Here is a 17,291-nt window from a genome sequence, read left to right as displayed (position 1 = left end):
TTAACATATGCTTATTATACTCATGTTATTAGCATATGTCAACTATGTATTCAAAAGTTTTTTCTACCGGCCCGTCCGCATTTTTATCTCACAAATAATTTGCCCCTTTCAATATTTCATACACATCCCTCTGATGCAGCTCCCTAAACTTCGCCACCGTAAACGTATCCTTCCCCGTTGCCCTCTCAGCCATATCCACCAGTTCTTCTTCCGTCAGCACCCCGGCCTCCAGTTCTCCCAAACAAACCGGCATTCCCAGTTCCCTGAAATATTCCACCGTTTTTCTTATCCCTTCTCTCGCAGCAGCCACATCATCTTCCGCCTGCACACCCCACACCTTTCTTCCATACTGCGCAAACCGCCCCGGCTCCTCCATATACACATACAGTGCCCAGGACTCCCAGACAGCAGACAGGCTGGCTCCGTGTGCCACATCGTATTTTGCGCTGAGCTCATGTCCGATCTTATGGGGTGCAAAATCTTTTTCCGCTCCAAGCCCCGTAATTCCATTATGGGACAGACTGCTGCACCACATCAGTTCACTCATGGCCTCGTAATCCGTCTGGTCCTTCCACGCCTTTCTCCCGTTTTCAATGACAGTCCGCAACAGCGCCTCCGCAATCTCGTCTGTCATCTGATTTCCCTTTGTATGGGTAAAATACCGATCCAGGGTATGCATCATAATATCCACGATTCCGCATGTCACCTGATATTTTGGCAGCGTGTAGGTAAGCTCCGGATTCATAATGGCAAATTTCACCCGGTTAAAATCCGTGCTCAGCCCCTGCTTCCTTCCAATGGCCTCATTTGTCAGCACCGCGGAATCACTCATCTCACTTCCCGCTGCCGCAATGGTCAGAACCACTCCCACAGGAAGGCTTTTTGTCAGAGGCACTTTCTGTGTCCAGATATCCCAGAGCGCAGTTCCCGGATTCGCCGTCCCGTGTGCTATCCCTTTTGCCGTGTCAATGGAGCTTCCCCCGCCCACAGCCAGAATAAAGTCTGCTCCAAAGGAAACCGCAGCCTCCACACCTGCCTGTGCAAAGGACAGCCGCGGGTTTGGTTTCACCCCGCCCCACTCTTTGAAGGCGATCCCCGCCCTCTCAAGTTCCGCTTCGATCCTGTCAAGCAGCCCGCTTCTTTTCACACTGCCTCCGCCATAGACAAGGAGTACCCTGTTCCCGCCCCATTTTTTTACTTCCTCTGCTGTTTTCTTCTCCGCGTCTTTTCCAAACACTACTTCTGTAGGTGCGTAATAAATAAATTCCTGCATAATTTCTCTCCTTTTCTCCCGTAATTCCTGTTCTTCCATGCGCTTTCCCAGGCGGTACGTGCCTGGGCTGCCCCTCCTTTTTGGGACATTCCTGCGCATTCTGGCCATTAAGTTCAGTATACTTTATTTTTTCACATATTTCCACGAAAAACCCCTAATAATTCAGGAAATCTCTTGTCATTCCCCTGCATAGAATGATAAAATAGATATCAGCTACTAATGAAACCATTTTGACTGAAACGAGGAGGTTTTACACTATGGAATACCGTAAATTTGAAAATCTGGGCGTATCTCCGTCCCTTCTGGGCTTTGGCTGCATGCGCTTTCCGCAGACACCTGACGGAAATATCGACGAGGCGGAAGCTGAGAGAATGCTGGACCGCGCACTTAAGGCCGGAGTCACCTACATAGACACAGCCTATCCATACCACAACGGCGACAGCGAACCCTTTGTAGGAAAAGTCCTGAAAAAATACGACCGCAAAAGCTTCTATCTGGCAACCAAACTGCCCGTATGGAATGTAAAAACCCTGGATGACGCAAAACGTATTTTCCAGGAACAGCTTGACCGTCTGGATGTGGATTATGTGGACTTCTACCTGCTTCACTGCCTGGACAAAGAAAAATGGCAGAATGTCCTGAATCTGGGTATCATCCCTTATATGGAAGAGCTGAAAAAAGAAGGAAAGATCAAGTTTTTCGGCTTCTCCTTCCACGATGATTTTGAAACCTTTAAAACCATAGCCACTTACCGCAAATGGGACTTCTGTCAGATCCAGTACAACTACGTGGACACAGACATACAGGCCGGTGACAAAGGCTACGAGCTGACACAGGAGCTGGGTATCCCTCTGGTGATCATGGAGCCTGTCAAGGGCGGCTCTCTCGCCACTCTGCCGGATTCCGTCACAGAACCATTCAAGGATTACAAACCAAATGCCAGCATTTCCTCCTGGGCGCTTCGCTGGGTGGCAAGCAAACCCAATGTAAAAGTAGTTTTAAGCGGTATGACCACTATGGAACAGGTGGAGGACAACCTGAGCACATTTGAGAACTTTACGCCGCTTTCCCTGCAGGAAAAGGAAATCGTAGCTGATGTTGCCACTGCCATCAAACAGCGCACCAAAAACGGCTGTACCGGATGTGCATACTGTATGCCATGTCCCTTTGGCGTGAACATCCCCCAAAATTTCCGCATCTGGAATGATTTGTCCATGTATGAAAATAAAGAACAGGCCAAACGTGCCTACTTTAATGACTTGGAAGAAGATGCCCGGGCTGACCACTGCCAGAAATGCGGCAAATGTGAGGAAGTCTGTCCCCAGGCCATGTCCATCCGCGACGATCTGGAGCGCGTTAAGGAAGCCATGGAGAATCTTTGATTTTTTATACAGTCAATGCACAGACCTGACCGAATAATCACCTCCTGATTTTCATATACTGTAAACGCCGGAAAGAGAAAAGGAGTATTGATAATACTATGAAGGAAAAATTATCTTCCAAAACTTTAAAACATGCCGCGGTCGCAGGGGCAGGTGTCTGTATAGGGGCCTCCTATGTGCTCACCAGTTTTCTGAGGCGTTTTGCCCTCTCCCGCACATTTCCCATGTACCGGACGGAGCGGAAAAATACAGACAAGCCTGATCCGCTGGGCGATTTCCTGCGTCCAGGCAAGGAATGGATCCGGAAAGAAGCTTCCTCAGTCACTCTGATCAACCGGGACGGCATGAAGCTGAACGGGCTGTTTCTCCCCTCCATCCAGGCGGGAAGCACACGCTATGTGATCCTATGCCACGGCTACCGCAACAACTGCTGTGAGCTGGGCATGTATGCCAGACACTTCTGGCACAGAGGATATTCCGTGCTTCTTCCCGATGCCAGAGGACACGGGGACAGCGAAGGCAAATACATCGGTATGGGTTGGCAGGAGAGAAAAGATGTGCTGGAGTGGATTGACTTTCTCCGCCAAAAGGACCCCAAGGCCCAGATAGTCCTGATGGGCATTTCCATGGGCGCAGCAACAGTAATGATGACTTCCGGCGAAAATCTTCCGTCCAATGTAAAGGCTGTGATCGAAGACTGCGGATACACCAGTGTCTGGGAAGAATTCAGCGTGCAGATCCACAATTATTTCCACCTGCCGCCCTTCCCCTTTTTGTACCTGTCTTCCCTAGCCTCCAGAATTCGTTACGGTTTTTCCTTCAAGGAAGCCAGTGCCATACGGCAGGTGGCAAAATGCAACCGCCCCATCCTCTTCATTCACGGCTCAAAGGACACCTTTGTTCCCTTCTACATGCTGAACAAGCTGTACCACGCGGCCAAATGCGAAAAGGAAAAGCTGGTTGTGGACGGTGCCGGACATGCGCTGTCCTGTGCCACTGACCCCAAACTGTATTTCCGTACCGTAGACAGATTTCTGGACAAATATATCATATAAAGAAGAGCTGCCGTACAGGATAAATTCCTGCACAGCAGCTCTTCTGTCTTTTTAAAAAATTTCTTCTCAGCAGGCGGTCAGCACTTCTGTAACCGCACACAGCAGCGGTTCCTCCAGCTCCATGGCAAAAAGGGCCGGAACTGCTCTCTCACCCAGCTCCTCCACAGTTTTCAGCACAGCCTCTTTTACATCATAGGCAATCTGCGCACGCTCCAGGATCTCATATACACTTCCTGTCATATCCTTTTCAGCCATCATGAGCCCTTTTATAAACCGAACTTTAATCTCACTTGTCACCGGTACTTCCTCTGCCCTGACCGTAAGGGTTCGTGTATCGGCATCATAGGACTGCACTGCTTCCATGGCCTGTCCGTCTGCCAGCACCTCTGCAGCAGCATTTTCCACGCCTTTAAAGCGCAGTGTCCATGTCCTTCTCTCAGGCAGCACGGAAATATTTCCTTTCGCGGCAGAGATCAGGAAACTCTCCCCGTTTTTCTGTGTCAGCTCTGTGCAGACCCAGTTTTCATCTGCATCCTCCGGTGAATCCCCCTCATCCTCCCAGAGGGAAAAGCTGCCGTCAGCTCCCGGGAAGATACAGATCTCCAGATTCTGCGGATTACTCAGATCATTCATCTGCTCCGGAAGCTCCTGCATGGGCACAATGCCTCCGGCACGGACAAATACCGGCATCTCCTCCACACATCTATAGACAGAGAACAGACGTCCGCCTTCATATCGGCGCCCGTTAAAGAAATCAAACCAGGTGCCTTTTGGAAGCCATGCCTTCGCGCATCCCATACAGGTGCAGGTATCTGCCGGATCTGTGACAGGTGCTGCGATCAGCTCTGTTCCGAAATAATATTCATTCGGCACATGGTAAGTCTCCTCCCTCTCCGGCTCCAGCCAGTACATAGGCCGCACCAAAGGCTGGCCGTCCCTGCTGGCGTAACGGTTCATGGTGTACAGATACGGCACTAATTTATGGCGCAGGCGAAGAAATTCTTCCATGACGCTCTGCGTGATCTTGTTATATTTCCATGGTTCCTTGCCATTGAAAGGATTATCCGTGCTGTGCAGGCGGTTCAGCGGTGAAAATACACCTAACTGCACCCATCGGGCAGTCATCTCATCATCGCGAACCCCGTGCATATGGCCTCCGATGTCGTGGCTCCACCACCCATATCCTGCATTGCTGGCAGTTGCGGTAAAGTAGGGCTGGAATCTCAGGCTCTCCCAGGAAATAACCGTATCACCGGAAAATCCGATGGGGTATCTGTGGCTTCCGATTCCGGCATATCTGGAAAAGGTGAGACGCCGTTTTCCTCTCCTGGCACTGTCCAGATAATGAAAATGGTTCAGCATCCAAAGCGGATCCAGTCCCGGAATCTTTGTGACGGTTCCCTGCTGCCAGTCCAGCCACCAGAAATCAACGCCCTCGTCCTCCAGAGGATGATGCAGCTCCTCAAAGTACACCTCCAGAAAATGCCTGTCCGTCACATCAAACGGCACCGGCTCCCCGCTTTTTGGATCTATTCCCATACGTTTCGCCACCCGCTCGTAGGCCTCCTCATAGGCACGTACCCCGTCCGCAGGATGTACATTCAGTGTGATCTTCATATTTCTGCTGTGAAGCCAGTCCATAAACTCTTTTGGGTCCGGGAAAAACTCACGGTTCCAGGTATATCCGGTCCAGCCGCTTCCGTATTTCGGATCAATATCCACCAGATGCCAGTCCATATCCACAACGGCCACCGAGAAGGGAATCCGCTCCCGCTCAAAACGCTCCATCAGCTCCTTGTATTCCTGCTCTGTGTATCTGTGATAGCGGCTCCACCAGTTTCCGAACACCCATCGGGGCAGCAGTGGTGTTCTGCCGCAGAGATAGTAGAGGTCCTTTACTGCCTCCTGATACCTGTGGCCATAGCCGAAGAAATAGAGATCAATACTTCCCTCCGGACGCAAGTCCACCCATCCATCCTCTGTAACTGCCATACTGCGGCTGTCATCCACAATGGAAAATCCGTTTCTCGACACCACACCGCTTTCCAGAGGAATAGCCCCGTCCGCCTCGTCCAGAGTGCGTGCTGTTCCTCCCAGATCTTTTACAGGGTCCTTATAATGCCAGTTCGTCTCATTGGATTTTCCGCCTGTCACTTTGATAAAAAGACCGTTTGGGGCAAATTCCTGTTTGTTGTAGGTAAGCTCCAGGGCACTGGTAAAGATTTTCAGTTCCCCCTCTGTCTCTGACACCTTGAATACAGGCACCGGAAAATCCCGGTTGAGAACTGTCTGGGTTGCCCTGTCCTCAAAACTTCCGTCTCTGCTGTATTCCAGACGCAGAAGAAATTCCGTCAGAACTGTGATTCTGTAGTTTTCCCCCTGAATAATGCTTTCTTTTCTGGCCATCGGCCTTGCCTCCAGCTTTTCATTGATTCCGCTCATGTCTGATCCTCTCCTGTAAAATTTTTTTTCTTCCGGAGTTCTCTCTCCGTTTTCCTTTATTGTAATTGTTTTGTATAATACCCGCAAAGGTTTTTTAAGAAAACCTGCTGTTTTTATGCAATATCGTCATTTTTGCCTCTTTATCCTGTCGATATCTTCTAATTGACATTGGTTTCTGATTCTGGTATGATGTAAGCTGCTGATTGTGTATAAGAGGGTGCCGCGATAAGCATTTACTGCGCTTATGCGACACCCCTTTTTCATGCAGCAGCACATTTCAGCGTGACGAACCTTTATATAATGAAGGATTCGGGGCAGTCCCCCGATAGAAAGGATTATTTATTTTATATGGAAACAACGAAATTTGAAGAATTGGATTTATTCCCGGAAATTGAAAAAGCAGTGAGATACATGGGTTTTGAGGAGGCCTCCCCCATTCAGGCCAAAGCGATTCCTGCAATGATAAGCGGCCGTGATATTATCGGCCAGGCACAGACCGGAACAGGAAAAACCGCAGCCTTTGGTATCCCTCTTTTGCAGAAGATAGATATTAAAAACAAGAAACTCCAGGCCATTGTACTCTGTCCCACAAGAGAGCTTGCCATTCAGGTGGCGGATGAGATCCGTAATCTGGCAAAATACCTGCACGGCATCAAAGTGCTCCCCATCTACGGCGGCCAGGACATCGTAAAACAGATCCGTTCCCTGAAAAGCGGAACACAGCTTATCATCGGTACCCCGGGCCGTGTCATGGACCACATGCGCAGAAAAACCCTGAAAATGGAAGATGTGCACACCGTTGTCCTGGACGAGGCGGACGAGATGCTCAACATGGGATTCCGCGAAGACATCGAGACCATTTTAAGCGGAGTTCCGGAAGAACGCCAGACGGTACTCTTCTCCGCCACCATGCCCAAACCCATCCTGGAGATCACCAAGAAGTTCCAGAAGGACGCTGAGGTCATTAAGGTGACGAAAAAAGAACTGACCGTTCCCAATATTGAACAGTTCTACTATGATGTAAAGCCAAAGAACAAGGAAGAAGTGCTCTCCCGTCTTCTGGACCTCTATTCCCCAAGACTCTCCGTAGTGTTCTGCAATACAAAGAAGCAGGTGGACCTCCTGGTCAATGCCCTGATCGGCAGGGGCTACTTCGCTGCCGGCCTGCACGGAGATATGAAACAGGCCCAGCGTGACCGCGTGATGCAGAGCTTCCGAAAAGGAAGAACCGACATTCTGGTTGCCACAGATGTAGCTGCCCGCGGCATTGATGTGGATGACATTGAAGCTGTATTTAATTATGATCTCCCCCAGGACGATGAATACTATGTTCACCGTATCGGACGTACCGGACGTGCAGGAAGAGAAGGCCGTGCCTTTACCTTCGCCAGCGGAAGGGAGCTCTACAAATTAAAAGAGATCCAGCGCTACTGCAAGACAAAAATCTATGCGCAGAAGGTACCTTCCTTAAACGATGTTGCCAACACCAAAATGGAAAACATTCTGGAAAATGTGGACTCTGTCATTGAAAGAGAAAATCTTTCTCTCATGATCGATGCCATTGATGAGAAAGTCAACAACTCTGACTACACAACTCTGGACCTGGCTGCTGCCCTGCTGAAAATGTACATGGGCATGGTGCAGGAGGAGCCGGACGAGGAAGTTGTGGATTTCGGTGACACCGGAGCTGAGGAGCCCGGCATGGTCCGCCTCTTCATCAATATCGGTAAAAAACAGCGTGTCCGTCCCGGAGATATCCTGGGCGCCATTGCAGGGGAAAGCGGAATGCCCGGCAAACTTATCGGAAGCATTGATATGTTTGACAAATACACCTTTGTGGAGGTTCCCAGAGAGTATGCCAAAGATGTGCTGAATGCCATGAAGACCGCCAAGATCAAAGGAAATACCATAGCCATTGAACCTGCAAATCAAAGATAAGAAAAACATCTGCCGTGATTTGCATAACACCCGAAAGGGTGTACAATCATCCGATCGTATGTTAAAATGTCTGTATCCTGATAAAATAAGGGGATACAGACATTATTTTTATGCCGAAATACAGCATTTACATGCTGCCGGCAAAAGGGGGTATACCAATGAAGAAAAAAATTGCAGCACGGATGCTCTCGGCCATCCTGGTTTCCGCCATGCTTTTTTCAGTAAGCGGCTGCGGCAGCCGTCAGGCAGAAGAAGCATCCAAGAAGACGGAGGCGGCCGCAGAGACGAAAAAGGATTCTCCTTCTGACAAAGATACGAAGGAAGAGAATACGGAAGCTCCGAAAAGCACCGTAAAAATACTGGACGGAAAGGGCATTACACTGAATAACGGGGAGAACAATGCCGGTACGCCGCAGTCATACGGGGAACCTTCCCAGGAGACAGAAGTCCCTGCAGAGTCAGCGGAGACAGAAGTTCCGGGCAGCACCCAGACCGGCCCTCAGGAGATTCCGGACCCTTTGGCAGGCACGGAAGAACGCCGTGATCTGACTGCAGAGGAACTGGACGCTTTCTCCGCCTTCGTCAGTGACATGGAGAATTACGGTTTTCTGTGCTCTACCTACAGCGTTCCTCAGGAGGTTGACCTGGATCAGGTTTTATACACCGGCGCAGGTATGAGTTCTGAACCGCTTACCTTTGAGGAAAGCGCCGCACTGCAGGCAGCGGAGGGGGAACCGGTCTTTACAGATGTGACACATCTGACCTCACAGCAGATCGAGGACTTTCTTCAGCGCAAGATGGGAATCAGCCTGAGCGAAGTCAGCCGCTTTAGCTGGACTTATCTGGAACAGTTTGACAGTTATTATGTCCAGCACGGAGACACCAACCGTGTGACCTTTCTTTGCACCAGCGGATGGACAGAGGACGGCATGTACTATCTTGACTGCCAGACTGAGAGCGGCGACATTCACACTGCGCTGACGCTGGAGAGAAGCGGTGACACGTATCTGTTCCGTTCCAATATCTTGCAGTAAAAAACTGCCGTACCGGCTGCCGGGAAATATTCTTCCCGTCCGCCGATGCGGCAGTTTTTACTTTTCAATACAATCTAGTCCACCACTTCTACGCTCTCTATGACCGGCTGGTCCTCCGGCGCCACACTTCCGTTACTGTCCGTTGTTTTCACCTCATCACAGATTTTGTCCACAACATCCATGCCTTCTGTCACATGACCGAAAGCGGCATATTCCTTGTCCAGATGTGAGGATGTCTCCTGTACAATAAAAAACTGGGAACTGGCGCTGTCCATATCGCTGGAACGTGCCATGGAGATGGTTCCTCTCGTATGCTTCAGAGGATTGTTCACTCCGTTTTTGGAGAACTCACCTTTGATGGTCTGATCCGCACCGCCGGTGCCGTCTCCCTTCGGGTCACCGCCCTGGATCATGAATCCCTTGATGATCCTGTGAAAAGTCAGGCCATTGTAGAACCCCTCCCCGGCCAGATCCATAAAATTTTCCACGGTCACAGGCGCCGCCGAGCTGTCCAGCTCCACAGAGATGGTGCCGTAATCCTTTATATGGATCTTCACATGATGCAGGTCTTCAGGTGATGCCTGGCTGACCGGCTCCTCCTGCTGTCCGCCGCATCCTGTCAGAAGAACAGACAGTGCCAGAGTCACTGCCGCAAGTAAACAGTTCCATTTTTTCATATCTCATGCCCTTCCTGTTTTGACCGGAATATCACGTTCTCCGGCCATATTGTCTTATATTATGGTCTATATTTTGGCCGCAAAATGCATCTGCGGACAACAACGCCAGTATACCATATTTTTCGTCCCCGGAAAAGACTGAGCTTCTTATTTTTATTTCAGACCTATATAAATATAAATGACTGCGTTCTCCACATCCTGATTCCGGTATTCTTCAAAATCTGCGCCGAATGCCCTGTCCAGATCCATTTTCCACAGCTCCTGCCAGAATGCCGCCACTGCACGCTGCATATGGCCTTTTACTGTAAATCTGGCATATCTGCCCGCAGGAATCCGCAGGCTCACCATACCTTCCGGTGCCTCCCCTTCTGCATCTGTCTCGCACCCCACGGTAAAATCATAATCGTCCAGAATCCCTCCGGCATATCCGGAATAAATTCCCAGCGGCATTCCGCTGCACTTATCCGGTATAGTATCGTGGATTCCCTGCACAAAAAATCTATCCCAGAGTCCGCCGATCACGGCTCCCACATCAGGTGCCTGGTTATTCGTACGTGCTCTCAGGCCAAAAACCTTTTTCTCTTCCAATTCTAGAATTTCATATTCCATTTATAACAGCCTCATCTCTTCTGATTTTCCCGGCCCGGACAGAACCCGCAGGAACCGCCGGATACGGGATAAGGCTACTATAACAGATGAACCATGACAACTGTCTGTCATCATTGCCGGGGTTATTCCGTTTCTTTTTGATAACGTCTCTGCATTCTGCCGAACATGTCCGCCAGTTCCTTCCGCAGCTCTTCCGGTTCCAGAAGCTCCATCTGTTCCCCAAAACTTAAAAGCCATCCATAAAGACTGTTCCTGTCCACAAAATCTGATTCAAACAGCAGGAATCCATCCTCCTGTTCTGTAAAACACCCCACCCCGTACTCTTCAATGAGACGCCATTTCATACCGGATGCACACCGCACCTTCACATGGATGGAAGCGGGATAGATACGCCTGGGGGACCAGTCACAGTCAGGGAGCTGCCTTTTATCAAACTTCTCACCTGTATCCCGAAGACTGTCCATACGGTTTAATTTGAACATCCGGTAATCGTTTCTCTGCCTGCAGTATCCCCACACATACCAGGAAGACCACTGAAAAATCAGAAGATACGGCTCAATCTCCCGCTCCCCCTCTCCCCTTGGGGAATAATACCGGAAGCTTATGAGGCGGCAGGCTTCAATGGCATTTTGTATCCGTTCTATCTTTGGCGCAAGGGCGGATTTATACCAGGAGGACAGATCAATTCTGATATGGTCATTGCTGGTGAGCACGTCCCGGCTTCCCACGGACAGCTTCTCCATTAGAAGCTGATACCGGTTAGTTCCCGCCACACTGTCCAGGCTCCTGAGCCCTGCCAGAATGGACTGCATGTCCCCGGAAGTCAGAAGCGTCTTATCCAGCCGGTATCCCTCCATAATGGAAATGCCGCCGTTCTGCCCCTGGGTCGTGACCAGCGGAATCCCCGCCTTGCAGATATCCTCCACATCCCGGTTAATGGTTCGTCTGGAAACCTCAAATTTTTCTGCCAGATAAGGGGCTGTCACCTTATCCTGCTGCAGCAATATAGAGAGTATGCCGATCAGCCTGTCTATTTTCATCTCTTTACCTCAGTTTTCCTTACTATTTCCACAGAATATCCGCTTTTTTCCTGGGCGCGGTGCGTCTGTATTTCACATCCGGATATCCCAGCAGCATACAGCAGGAAACCATCTTTTCCCCGATTCCCAGCCACTCCCGCAGAACAGGGCTTTCCTTAATAACACGCATCATATAGCCGCTGTAGAGCGCTCCCAGGCCCTGTGTAACGGCCATATTCTCGATATTGGCAGCTGCAAGGCCTCCATCCAGAGGATTTTCCGAAGCAATGACCAGAAATACAGGTGTATTGAAAAAGAATGTATCCTTCTCCCTGTCACGCTCCCATAATTTATAGAATAAGGAAAATGCCCGGGCATAATCCGGCCCTGTCTCTTTTAAGGACCGGATGATCCCCGGCATTTCCTGCCAGACAAGGCTTTTAAACTCTGCCAGCCGCTCTCGGACCACCACGAAAGTACAGTCCTGCATATTTTTGGCTGTGGCTGTATAGCGGCCCGCCTCCAGGATCTTTCCTATGGTTTCTCTGTCCGGAATCTCCTTCTTAAAACTGCGGATGCTTCTGCGGTACTTTACAGCTCTTAAAAAATGTTCACCGGAAACGGAAAACTCACCCTCCCGATACTCCTCCACATCTTCCATATCAAATTCCGGGATGGACACCGCATTGACCGGACAGACCGCAACGCAGTGGCCGCACTGGATGCACGGACGAATGGCCGCAGCTATTCCCTCATCCAGATGAATGGCACTGCCCGGGCAGTCCTTCACACATGCCCCGCATCCCACACAAGTTTCCTGATTGATCACTATCATGGCAAAATCCTCCTTTGCTGGCTATTGAAATCATATTCTGTTATAATAGATGGAAATAGAAACGGAGGGATTTATATGGAACTTATTCTGCTTTATTTGAAGTATCCGCTCCGCATGCTGGGCGCCATTCTCTGTGGTGCCCTCATCGGATACGAGCGGGAAAATCAAATGAAAATGGCCGGCATCCGCACACATTCCATTGTGTCCCTTGCCTCCGCACTCATGATGATCGTATCAAAATACGGATTTTTCGATGTCCTGTCCTCCCACGTAAACCTGGACCCATCCCGTATCGCCGCGGGTGTGGTCACTGCTATCGGTTTTCTGGGCGCAGGGGTCATCTTCACCCACAAGATGAATATCAGCGGCCTGACCACCTCAGCAGGGCTGTGGGCAACGGTCGGCGTGGGCATGGCACTGGGCGCGGGTATGTATGTTCCCGGCATCACTGCCACTGTCCTGATACTGCTTCTGCAGTTTTTCTTCCACCGAAATTTCCGCTGGCTGAAATCCTCCAGCATTGAGCAGGTGACCCTTATCATGGAGCAGGAGGATGATCTGCGCAGCATCCTGGAGAATACCTTTCACCTGGATGAGATCAAGATCACCAGCATGAAGGTAAAACGCCTGAAAGACAATCAGGTGGAAGTGAAGCTTTTCGTAAAGTTCCCGGACAGCTATGATATCTTCCATACCCTGGAGCTTCTCAGGAAAAATCCCAAAATCACTTCCATCGATCTATAGCTGTTATCTGACAGCAGGCTATGTATAAGGCCTGCTGCCTTTCTATGCCGCGGCATTTAAATCGTGATAAAACATGTACTGCTGCAGGATTCCCGCATATCCCTTATACCTTTCATGGGGAAATCCACCCGGATAATGGGCCTCCAAAATCTTTTTCACATGGGTATCCACCGGAAATGCCTCTATATGGTAAAGTCCGAAAAGGCAGATACAGTCTGCCACCTTTTTTCCGATCCCATACTGTTTTACCAGCTCTTTGTGGGCAGTCTCATAATCTGCCAAACGCAGCATTTCCAGGTCCAGACTGCCGTCCAGGACAGCCTGTGCTGCACCTAAAATGTACTTATCCCTGTATCCCAGTCCCAAGGTGGAAAGGACTTCTATACCTGCATGCGCGATTGCTTCCGGTTCCGGGAATGTATCATACCGCAGCCCTTCCTCTGTATACTGTTCTGTTCCTACGGTACTGCACAGCAGTTCAATGCTTTTTCTGATGCGGGAGATATTGTTGTTCTGGGATACTAAAAAGGTCACTATCATTTCCCATAGATCCTGACGCAGGATCCGTATACCCCATCCTTCCCGCACCGCTTCCAGAAGATAGGTATCCTCCGCATCTACCGATCTTTTGATCGCGCCGTAATCTGTATGCAGGTCCAGATAATCCTCCCAGATTTCTCCAAACGCTTCCTCTGTGCAGGAAAAAGAAAACATGTCCCCATTCTGTTCTATTTCCAGATACTTTCCAAAAGCGGTAAGGGCATACACATTTTCCCTTTTCTGGACCATTCGGAAGCACTGCCCGGACTCTGCGATCTGCCGCAGATCCAAATCTGCTATTTTTCTCTCTGTCATTCCCTGTCCGTTTCCTCCCCCAGTCTCTCTCCCATTTTCACAATGGTCTCATAACCGTTCTCTGTATTTTCCAAAAAACGCCGGTCAAACTTCACCGCATCCTTCTGAAAGAGCAGGATCACAGTGGAACCGCCGAACTCAAAGCGTCCCTTTTCCTCTCCCCTTCTCACGCTGCCCTCCTCATGATAATTGGTGATACGCCCCACCATGAGTGCACCTACTTCCATCATGAGCACCACCTTAAAATGCTCACTCTGCAGCAGAGAGAATTCTCTTGTATTTTCCTTATAGATGGGACAGACCTCATTTGCCGCCGGATTCACCGTATGAAATACACCCGGTATCCTGATATTGACGGATTTGACGCCGTCATCCACATAGCAGTAGCGGTGATAGTCATCTACGGTCAGACGGAAAATGCACGCGTATCCTCCCCGGTATCTCCCGGCAATACGTCCGGAACGCAGCAGGGAATCCACGGTATACTCTGTCCCTTTAATAGAAAAGCGTCTTTTCCCGTCAATGGGATAGACGCTCAGCTTTCCATCACAGGGACTGATCAAAGTGCCTGCATCCCCCTCTATGGGCCGGTGTTCCTTCTTGATCTGTCTTGTAAAAAAATCATTGTAGGAGGCATATTCCCGCCCCTCATACAAGTCAAGGTCGATGCCCTGCCGTTTCACAAAGGGTTTGATGAGCACTCTGGAACACCTGCTGTCCAGAAGCCATCCACCTGCTTTGGAAACTCCGGGCAAAACCAGGACCTTTAAAGCCAGACGTCCTGCCCTGTGGGTATACATCCACCGAAGGAGTCTGTCCTGCCCGGAATCCTCTGTTGTGATCTTTCCTTCTCTGTCTATGTATTTCATCCCGTTATCCTCCTGTATCTTACAGCTTTCGCAGCCAGGGAAGCCACGGCCAGCCGTGTCTGAATTCTATGCGGTATCTGGTCCTGAGAATCATAATGCAGAGAGCCACAGCCACCACTGCCACCAGAACTGCCAGCGTGGAGTTCTTTGGCTTTCTAAACCGGAAATTCACCACGAACAGTGTCCCTACCACCAGAAGCGCCAGGTGCAGGCATATGATGAATACAAAATCCGGCACAAAAAACTGTATCATGAACACCAGTGGAAGCACCACAGCCATGGAGGTGATGGGAAGGCCCTTGTAGTATTTCTCCCCCTCCTCGCTGACCAGTGCGCCTTTCATTTCCATCACGTTAAAGTAAGCGAGCCGTATGACAGAGTTGACACAGTACAGCGCTATGATTACCAGCCCCACAGGCCCCCTCACGCCTAAAAGGTAACATATCATAGCCGGAAATATACCGAAACAGACCACGTCACACAGGGAATCGATCTGGATGCCAAATGATTTCTCATCCTCTGTCCTGTTTTTCATGGAACGGGCGATTTTTCCGTCAAACATATCACACAGTCCTGACAAAGCCAGGCAGAACACTGCCACCTTAAATCTGCCGTGTATTGCCTGCGACATTCCGAATACGGAAGAAATCAGGCTTATATAAGTCAATATCACTGAATAATTATAAAATCCTATCATCTTTTTTCTGTCCCTCTTTTCTTTATCCTTCCCGGTACATAAGGCGCCGGTTCTCAAAACCCTACGCGGCACTGTCCTGGACTTTACGTCCTATTGTAAAATGCGCAACTGCAGTCATACCCGCGCTGAAAAGCAGCTGCACGTAAAAAGCGATTCCTCTGCTTAAAACCATGCCGGGCAGCAGCAGGCTGCCCACAAAAATCGTCTTGAATATGATCAGAAACAGATTCTCACTGATTCCCATTCCTCCCGGCAGAGGCAGCATATCCACAGACACAGACACTACCGCCTGAAGCATGACCACATCATAGACACTTGCCCCGTGCAGACCGAAGGCCCGGTAAACAAACCATGTCACAAAAAACAGGGCAAATCTCTGCAGAAATGTGATCAGCAGCACATTTACGATCACTTTCCCATGTCCTTTCAGATAATCCGAAGTAACCGTATAGTGATTCATGGACTCTTCCAGTTTCCTGGTCCTCTCCTCTTTTTTCCTGAAAATCCGCACATGTTCCAGAATCGCAAGTCCCTTCATCATAATGAACTTTGCCAGTGAGGGACACAGCACCAGGACAGACATGGCAATGCAGCAGAATACATTTAAAGCCACTCCCAGATAAAAGACCGGAAGAATTCCTTCCAGATATTTATGTACAAACCCTCTCTGGAAAAATGCAACAAAAAGGCCGATAAACACCAGCACCGATTTGTACGTGATGGTAACGATCATAAGCACCAGTGTAGCCACCGGAACGGGAATCTTGTTTTTCCTCATATAATAAATCTGCATAGGCTGCCCGCCGCTTGCGGACGGCGTGATACAGCTAAAAAAGAACCCGATACAGGAATACTGGAAGCAGGTCCTTTTCTTTGTCCTGATACTCAGTGTTCCCAGCATGTAATGGATAATGATGGATTCTCCCCAGATAAAAATGATCACGCCCAGCACCGCCGGAAGAAGATACCAGGGGTTCACCCTGACGATGGCCTTCAGCACAGCATGGAGATCCTCCCCGTGGAAAACACTGTATATGGTCAAAATGAAAACCGCTGCAAGAAACAGTCCGTTTCCTATTTTTTTCTTTTTACTTGTCAAACTTCACTCTCTTTCCCGCAGGCACTTTTTCTCCTGCTAAAAAACATTTCATATAATCTGTCAAATACTTTTTTAGACAGCCTGTAAATATTCGTATGGAATGCAATATAATAAGTAATTTCCGCTATGGCGATCCCGCCGAACACATCCACTATGTAATGCTGTTTTGTCACCTGCGTGGACACACATACCAGCAGGGCAAACAGGCAGGAAAATACCCGGTACGCCTTCGGAACCGATTTTCTTCCCCGAATGCCGATAAAGCAAAACCAGCTTACCAGGCAGTGGATGGAGGGGAAGAGATTCACCGGCGCATCCATGTTATATACAGCCTGCAGCAGAGTCACCCAGATGCCCTCCCCTTCAAGCGCAGGCCTGACATTCGTTGTTGGCAGCAATAAAAAAAACACACAGCAGACCAGCCTTGACATCATGTCTGCCGTGGCAAAACGGATACAATGTTCCTCGCCCTGCCTTGCGATCAGTATGTAATTTATAATCCAGAACAGATAGCATCCCAGATAGACGGATACAAATCCGGGAACCAGAGGTACCGCCCTGTCAAAGGGCAGCGTCAGGTCATAATGCTTCCATTCGCCGGCAAGCTTGGCAATCCCAAAATACACAATACAGTTCACTGTCACACAGGAAAGCAGCGGAAATACTGCGTATGAGGGAATCCATGCATTCTTTTTCTGTTTGTTCTGCATAGTCTGTCTCCTTAATACATCTAAAAGGTATTATAACAGATTTCAGCAAATAG

16 protein-coding genes are annotated in these 17,291 nt (G+C 49.5%); 5 read left to right on the top strand and 11 right to left on the bottom strand.

All coding sequences use genetic code 11. From position 1 onward, the window contains the following. Positions 1–88: 88 nt before the first annotated feature. On the bottom strand, positions 89–1,273 hold the full coding sequence (locus MUB35_RS12575) for an iron-containing alcohol dehydrogenase (protein ID WP_244806318.1): 1,185 nt from the start codon (positions 1,271–1,273) through the stop codon (positions 89–91). Between the two features lie 257 nt (positions 1,274–1,530). Between MUB35_RS12575 and MUB35_RS12570 the strand changes: the two genes are divergently transcribed. Continuing rightward, positions 1,531–2,655 carry an aldo/keto reductase gene (locus tag MUB35_RS12570; protein ID WP_033139327.1) on the top strand — a complete coding sequence of 375 codons (1,125 nt, stop codon included), beginning with the start codon at positions 1,531–1,533 and terminating at the stop codon, positions 2,653–2,655. 98 nt (positions 2,656–2,753) lie between these two features. Next, positions 2,754–3,710, top strand: coding sequence for an alpha/beta hydrolase (locus tag MUB35_RS12565; RefSeq protein ID WP_033139326.1), 957 nt, complete (start codon positions 2,754–2,756; stop codon positions 3,708–3,710). Between the two features lie 66 nt (positions 3,711–3,776). On the opposite strand, the gene MUB35_RS12560 is transcribed toward MUB35_RS12565, so the two are convergent. After that, positions 3,777–6,152: a glycoside hydrolase family 31 protein gene (locus MUB35_RS12560; protein ID WP_244806317.1), complete on the bottom strand. Its 2,376-nt coding sequence runs from the start codon at positions 6,150–6,152 to the stop codon at positions 3,777–3,779. A gap of 348 nt (positions 6,153–6,500) precedes the next feature. Here MUB35_RS12560 and MUB35_RS12555 point away from each other — a divergent pair, with 348 nt between their 5' ends. Both MUB35_RS12555 and MUB35_RS12550 read left to right on the top strand, forming a co-directional pair. Continuing rightward, positions 6,501–8,090: a DEAD/DEAH box helicase gene (locus MUB35_RS12555; RefSeq protein WP_033139333.1), complete on the top strand. Its 1,590-nt coding sequence runs from the start codon at positions 6,501–6,503 to the stop codon at positions 8,088–8,090. Positions 8,091–8,248: 158 nt separating this feature from the next. Continuing rightward, positions 8,249–9,124, top strand: coding sequence for a hypothetical protein (locus tag MUB35_RS12550; RefSeq protein WP_146051694.1), 876 nt, complete (start codon positions 8,249–8,251; stop codon positions 9,122–9,124). Between the two features lie 74 nt (positions 9,125–9,198). On the opposite strand, the gene MUB35_RS12545 is transcribed toward MUB35_RS12550, so the two are convergent. The 4 genes from MUB35_RS12545 to MUB35_RS12530 all read right to left on the bottom strand — a co-directional run bounded on the left by MUB35_RS12545 (position 9,199) and on the right by MUB35_RS12530 (position 12,264). Then, the gene (locus MUB35_RS12545) at positions 9,199–9,801 is read right to left on the bottom strand and encodes a peptidylprolyl isomerase (RefSeq protein ID WP_033139324.1); all 603 of its coding nucleotides are present in this window, start codon (positions 9,799–9,801) and stop codon (positions 9,199–9,201) included. Between the two features lie 153 nt (positions 9,802–9,954). Then, the gene (locus MUB35_RS12540) at positions 9,955–10,410 is read right to left on the bottom strand and encodes a GyrI-like domain-containing protein (RefSeq protein ID WP_033139323.1); all 456 of its coding nucleotides are present in this window, start codon (positions 10,408–10,410) and stop codon (positions 9,955–9,957) included. Positions 10,411–10,532: 122 nt separating this feature from the next. Continuing rightward, positions 10,533–11,450, bottom strand: a complete 918-nt coding sequence (locus tag MUB35_RS12535) for a helix-turn-helix transcriptional regulator (protein WP_033139322.1) — start codon at positions 11,448–11,450, stop codon at positions 10,533–10,535. A 22-nt stretch (positions 11,451–11,472) separates the two neighbouring features. Continuing rightward, complete coding sequence (locus MUB35_RS12530; protein WP_033139321.1) at positions 11,473–12,264, bottom strand: nitroreductase family protein; 792 nt, start codon at positions 12,262–12,264, stop codon at positions 11,473–11,475. A 75-nt stretch (positions 12,265–12,339) separates the two neighbouring features. On the opposite strand from MUB35_RS12530, the gene MUB35_RS12525 reads away from it, so the two are divergent. Continuing rightward, on the top strand, positions 12,340–13,008 hold the full coding sequence (locus tag MUB35_RS12525) for an MgtC/SapB family protein (protein WP_033139320.1): 669 nt from the start codon (positions 12,340–12,342) through the stop codon (positions 13,006–13,008). A 42-nt stretch (positions 13,009–13,050) separates the two neighbouring features. Here MUB35_RS12525 and MUB35_RS12520 read toward each other — a convergent pair whose 3' ends face one another. From MUB35_RS12520 to MUB35_RS12500, 5 genes are all read right to left on the bottom strand, one after another. Beyond that, positions 13,051–13,863 (bottom strand): DNA-3-methyladenine glycosylase family protein, encoded by an 813-nt coding sequence (locus MUB35_RS12520; protein WP_244806316.1) that lies wholly within the window; start codon positions 13,861–13,863, stop codon positions 13,051–13,053. Further along, positions 13,860–14,732: a phosphatidylserine decarboxylase gene (locus MUB35_RS12515; protein ID WP_033139318.1), complete on the bottom strand. Its 873-nt coding sequence runs from the start codon at positions 14,730–14,732 to the stop codon at positions 13,860–13,862. The genes MUB35_RS12520 and MUB35_RS12515 overlap by 4 nt, the downstream gene beginning before the upstream one ends. A gap of 19 nt (positions 14,733–14,751) precedes the next feature. Beyond that, positions 14,752–15,429: a CDP-alcohol phosphatidyltransferase family protein gene (locus MUB35_RS12510; protein WP_033139332.1), complete on the bottom strand. Its 678-nt coding sequence runs from the start codon at positions 15,427–15,429 to the stop codon at positions 14,752–14,754. 61 nt (positions 15,430–15,490) lie between these two features. Further along, positions 15,491–16,528 (bottom strand): lysylphosphatidylglycerol synthase transmembrane domain-containing protein, encoded by a 1,038-nt coding sequence (locus MUB35_RS12505; protein WP_033139317.1) that lies wholly within the window; start codon positions 16,526–16,528, stop codon positions 15,491–15,493. Continuing rightward, positions 16,525–17,238 (bottom strand): phosphatase PAP2 family protein, encoded by a 714-nt coding sequence (locus tag MUB35_RS12500; RefSeq protein ID WP_033139316.1) that lies wholly within the window; start codon positions 17,236–17,238, stop codon positions 16,525–16,527. The genes MUB35_RS12505 and MUB35_RS12500 overlap by 4 nt, the downstream gene beginning before the upstream one ends. Positions 17,239–17,291: the final 53 nt, after the last annotated feature.

It is taken from the genome of Blautia sp. NSJ-175, from assembly GCF_022867815.1.
In the GTDB taxonomy this organism is placed as follows: Bacteria; Bacillota; Clostridia; order Lachnospirales; family Lachnospiraceae; genus Blautia; species Blautia celeris.
The sequence above is the reverse complement of the archived record's forward strand: the minus strand, read 5'-3'. Positions and strand labels throughout refer to the sequence as shown.

Excerpts from the sequence above, each read along its gene's own strand:
- MUB35_RS12575 (WP_244806318.1), bottom strand. The coding sequence starts at position 1,273 with ATGCAGGAATTTATTTATTACGCACCTACAGAAGTAGTGTTTGGAAAA.
- MUB35_RS12570 (WP_033139327.1), top strand. The coding sequence starts at position 1,531 with ATGGAATACCGTAAATTTGAAAATCTGGGCGTATCTCCGTCCCTTCTG.
- MUB35_RS12565 (WP_033139326.1), top strand. The coding sequence starts at position 2,754 with ATGAAGGAAAAATTATCTTCCAAAACTTTAAAACATGCCGCGGTCGCA.
- MUB35_RS12560 (WP_244806317.1), bottom strand. The coding sequence starts at position 6,152 with ATGAGCGGAATCAATGAAAAGCTGGAGGCAAGGCCGATGGCCAGAAAA.
- MUB35_RS12555 (WP_033139333.1), top strand. The coding sequence starts at position 6,501 with ATGGAAACAACGAAATTTGAAGAATTGGATTTATTCCCGGAAATTGAA.
- MUB35_RS12550 (WP_146051694.1), top strand. The coding sequence starts at position 8,249 with ATGAAGAAAAAAATTGCAGCACGGATGCTCTCGGCCATCCTGGTTTCC.
- MUB35_RS12545 (WP_033139324.1), bottom strand. The coding sequence starts at position 9,801 with ATGAAAAAATGGAACTGTTTACTTGCGGCAGTGACTCTGGCACTGTCT.
- MUB35_RS12540 (WP_033139323.1), bottom strand. The coding sequence starts at position 10,410 with ATGGAATATGAAATTCTAGAATTGGAAGAGAAAAAGGTTTTTGGCCTG.
- MUB35_RS12535 (WP_033139322.1), bottom strand. The coding sequence starts at position 11,450 with ATGAAAATAGACAGGCTGATCGGCATACTCTCTATATTGCTGCAGCAG.
- MUB35_RS12530 (WP_033139321.1), bottom strand. The coding sequence starts at position 12,264 with ATGATAGTGATCAATCAGGAAACTTGTGTGGGATGCGGGGCATGTGTG.
- MUB35_RS12525 (WP_033139320.1), top strand. The coding sequence starts at position 12,340 with ATGGAACTTATTCTGCTTTATTTGAAGTATCCGCTCCGCATGCTGGGC.
- MUB35_RS12520 (WP_244806316.1), bottom strand. The coding sequence starts at position 13,863 with ATGACAGAGAGAAAAATAGCAGATTTGGATCTGCGGCAGATCGCAGAG.
- MUB35_RS12515 (WP_033139318.1), bottom strand. The coding sequence starts at position 14,732 with ATGAAATACATAGACAGAGAAGGAAAGATCACAACAGAGGATTCCGGG.
- MUB35_RS12510 (WP_033139332.1), bottom strand. The coding sequence starts at position 15,429 with ATGATAGGATTTTATAATTATTCAGTGATATTGACTTATATAAGCCTG.
- MUB35_RS12500 (WP_033139316.1), bottom strand. The coding sequence starts at position 17,238 with ATGCAGAACAAACAGAAAAAGAATGCATGGATTCCCTCATACGCAGTA.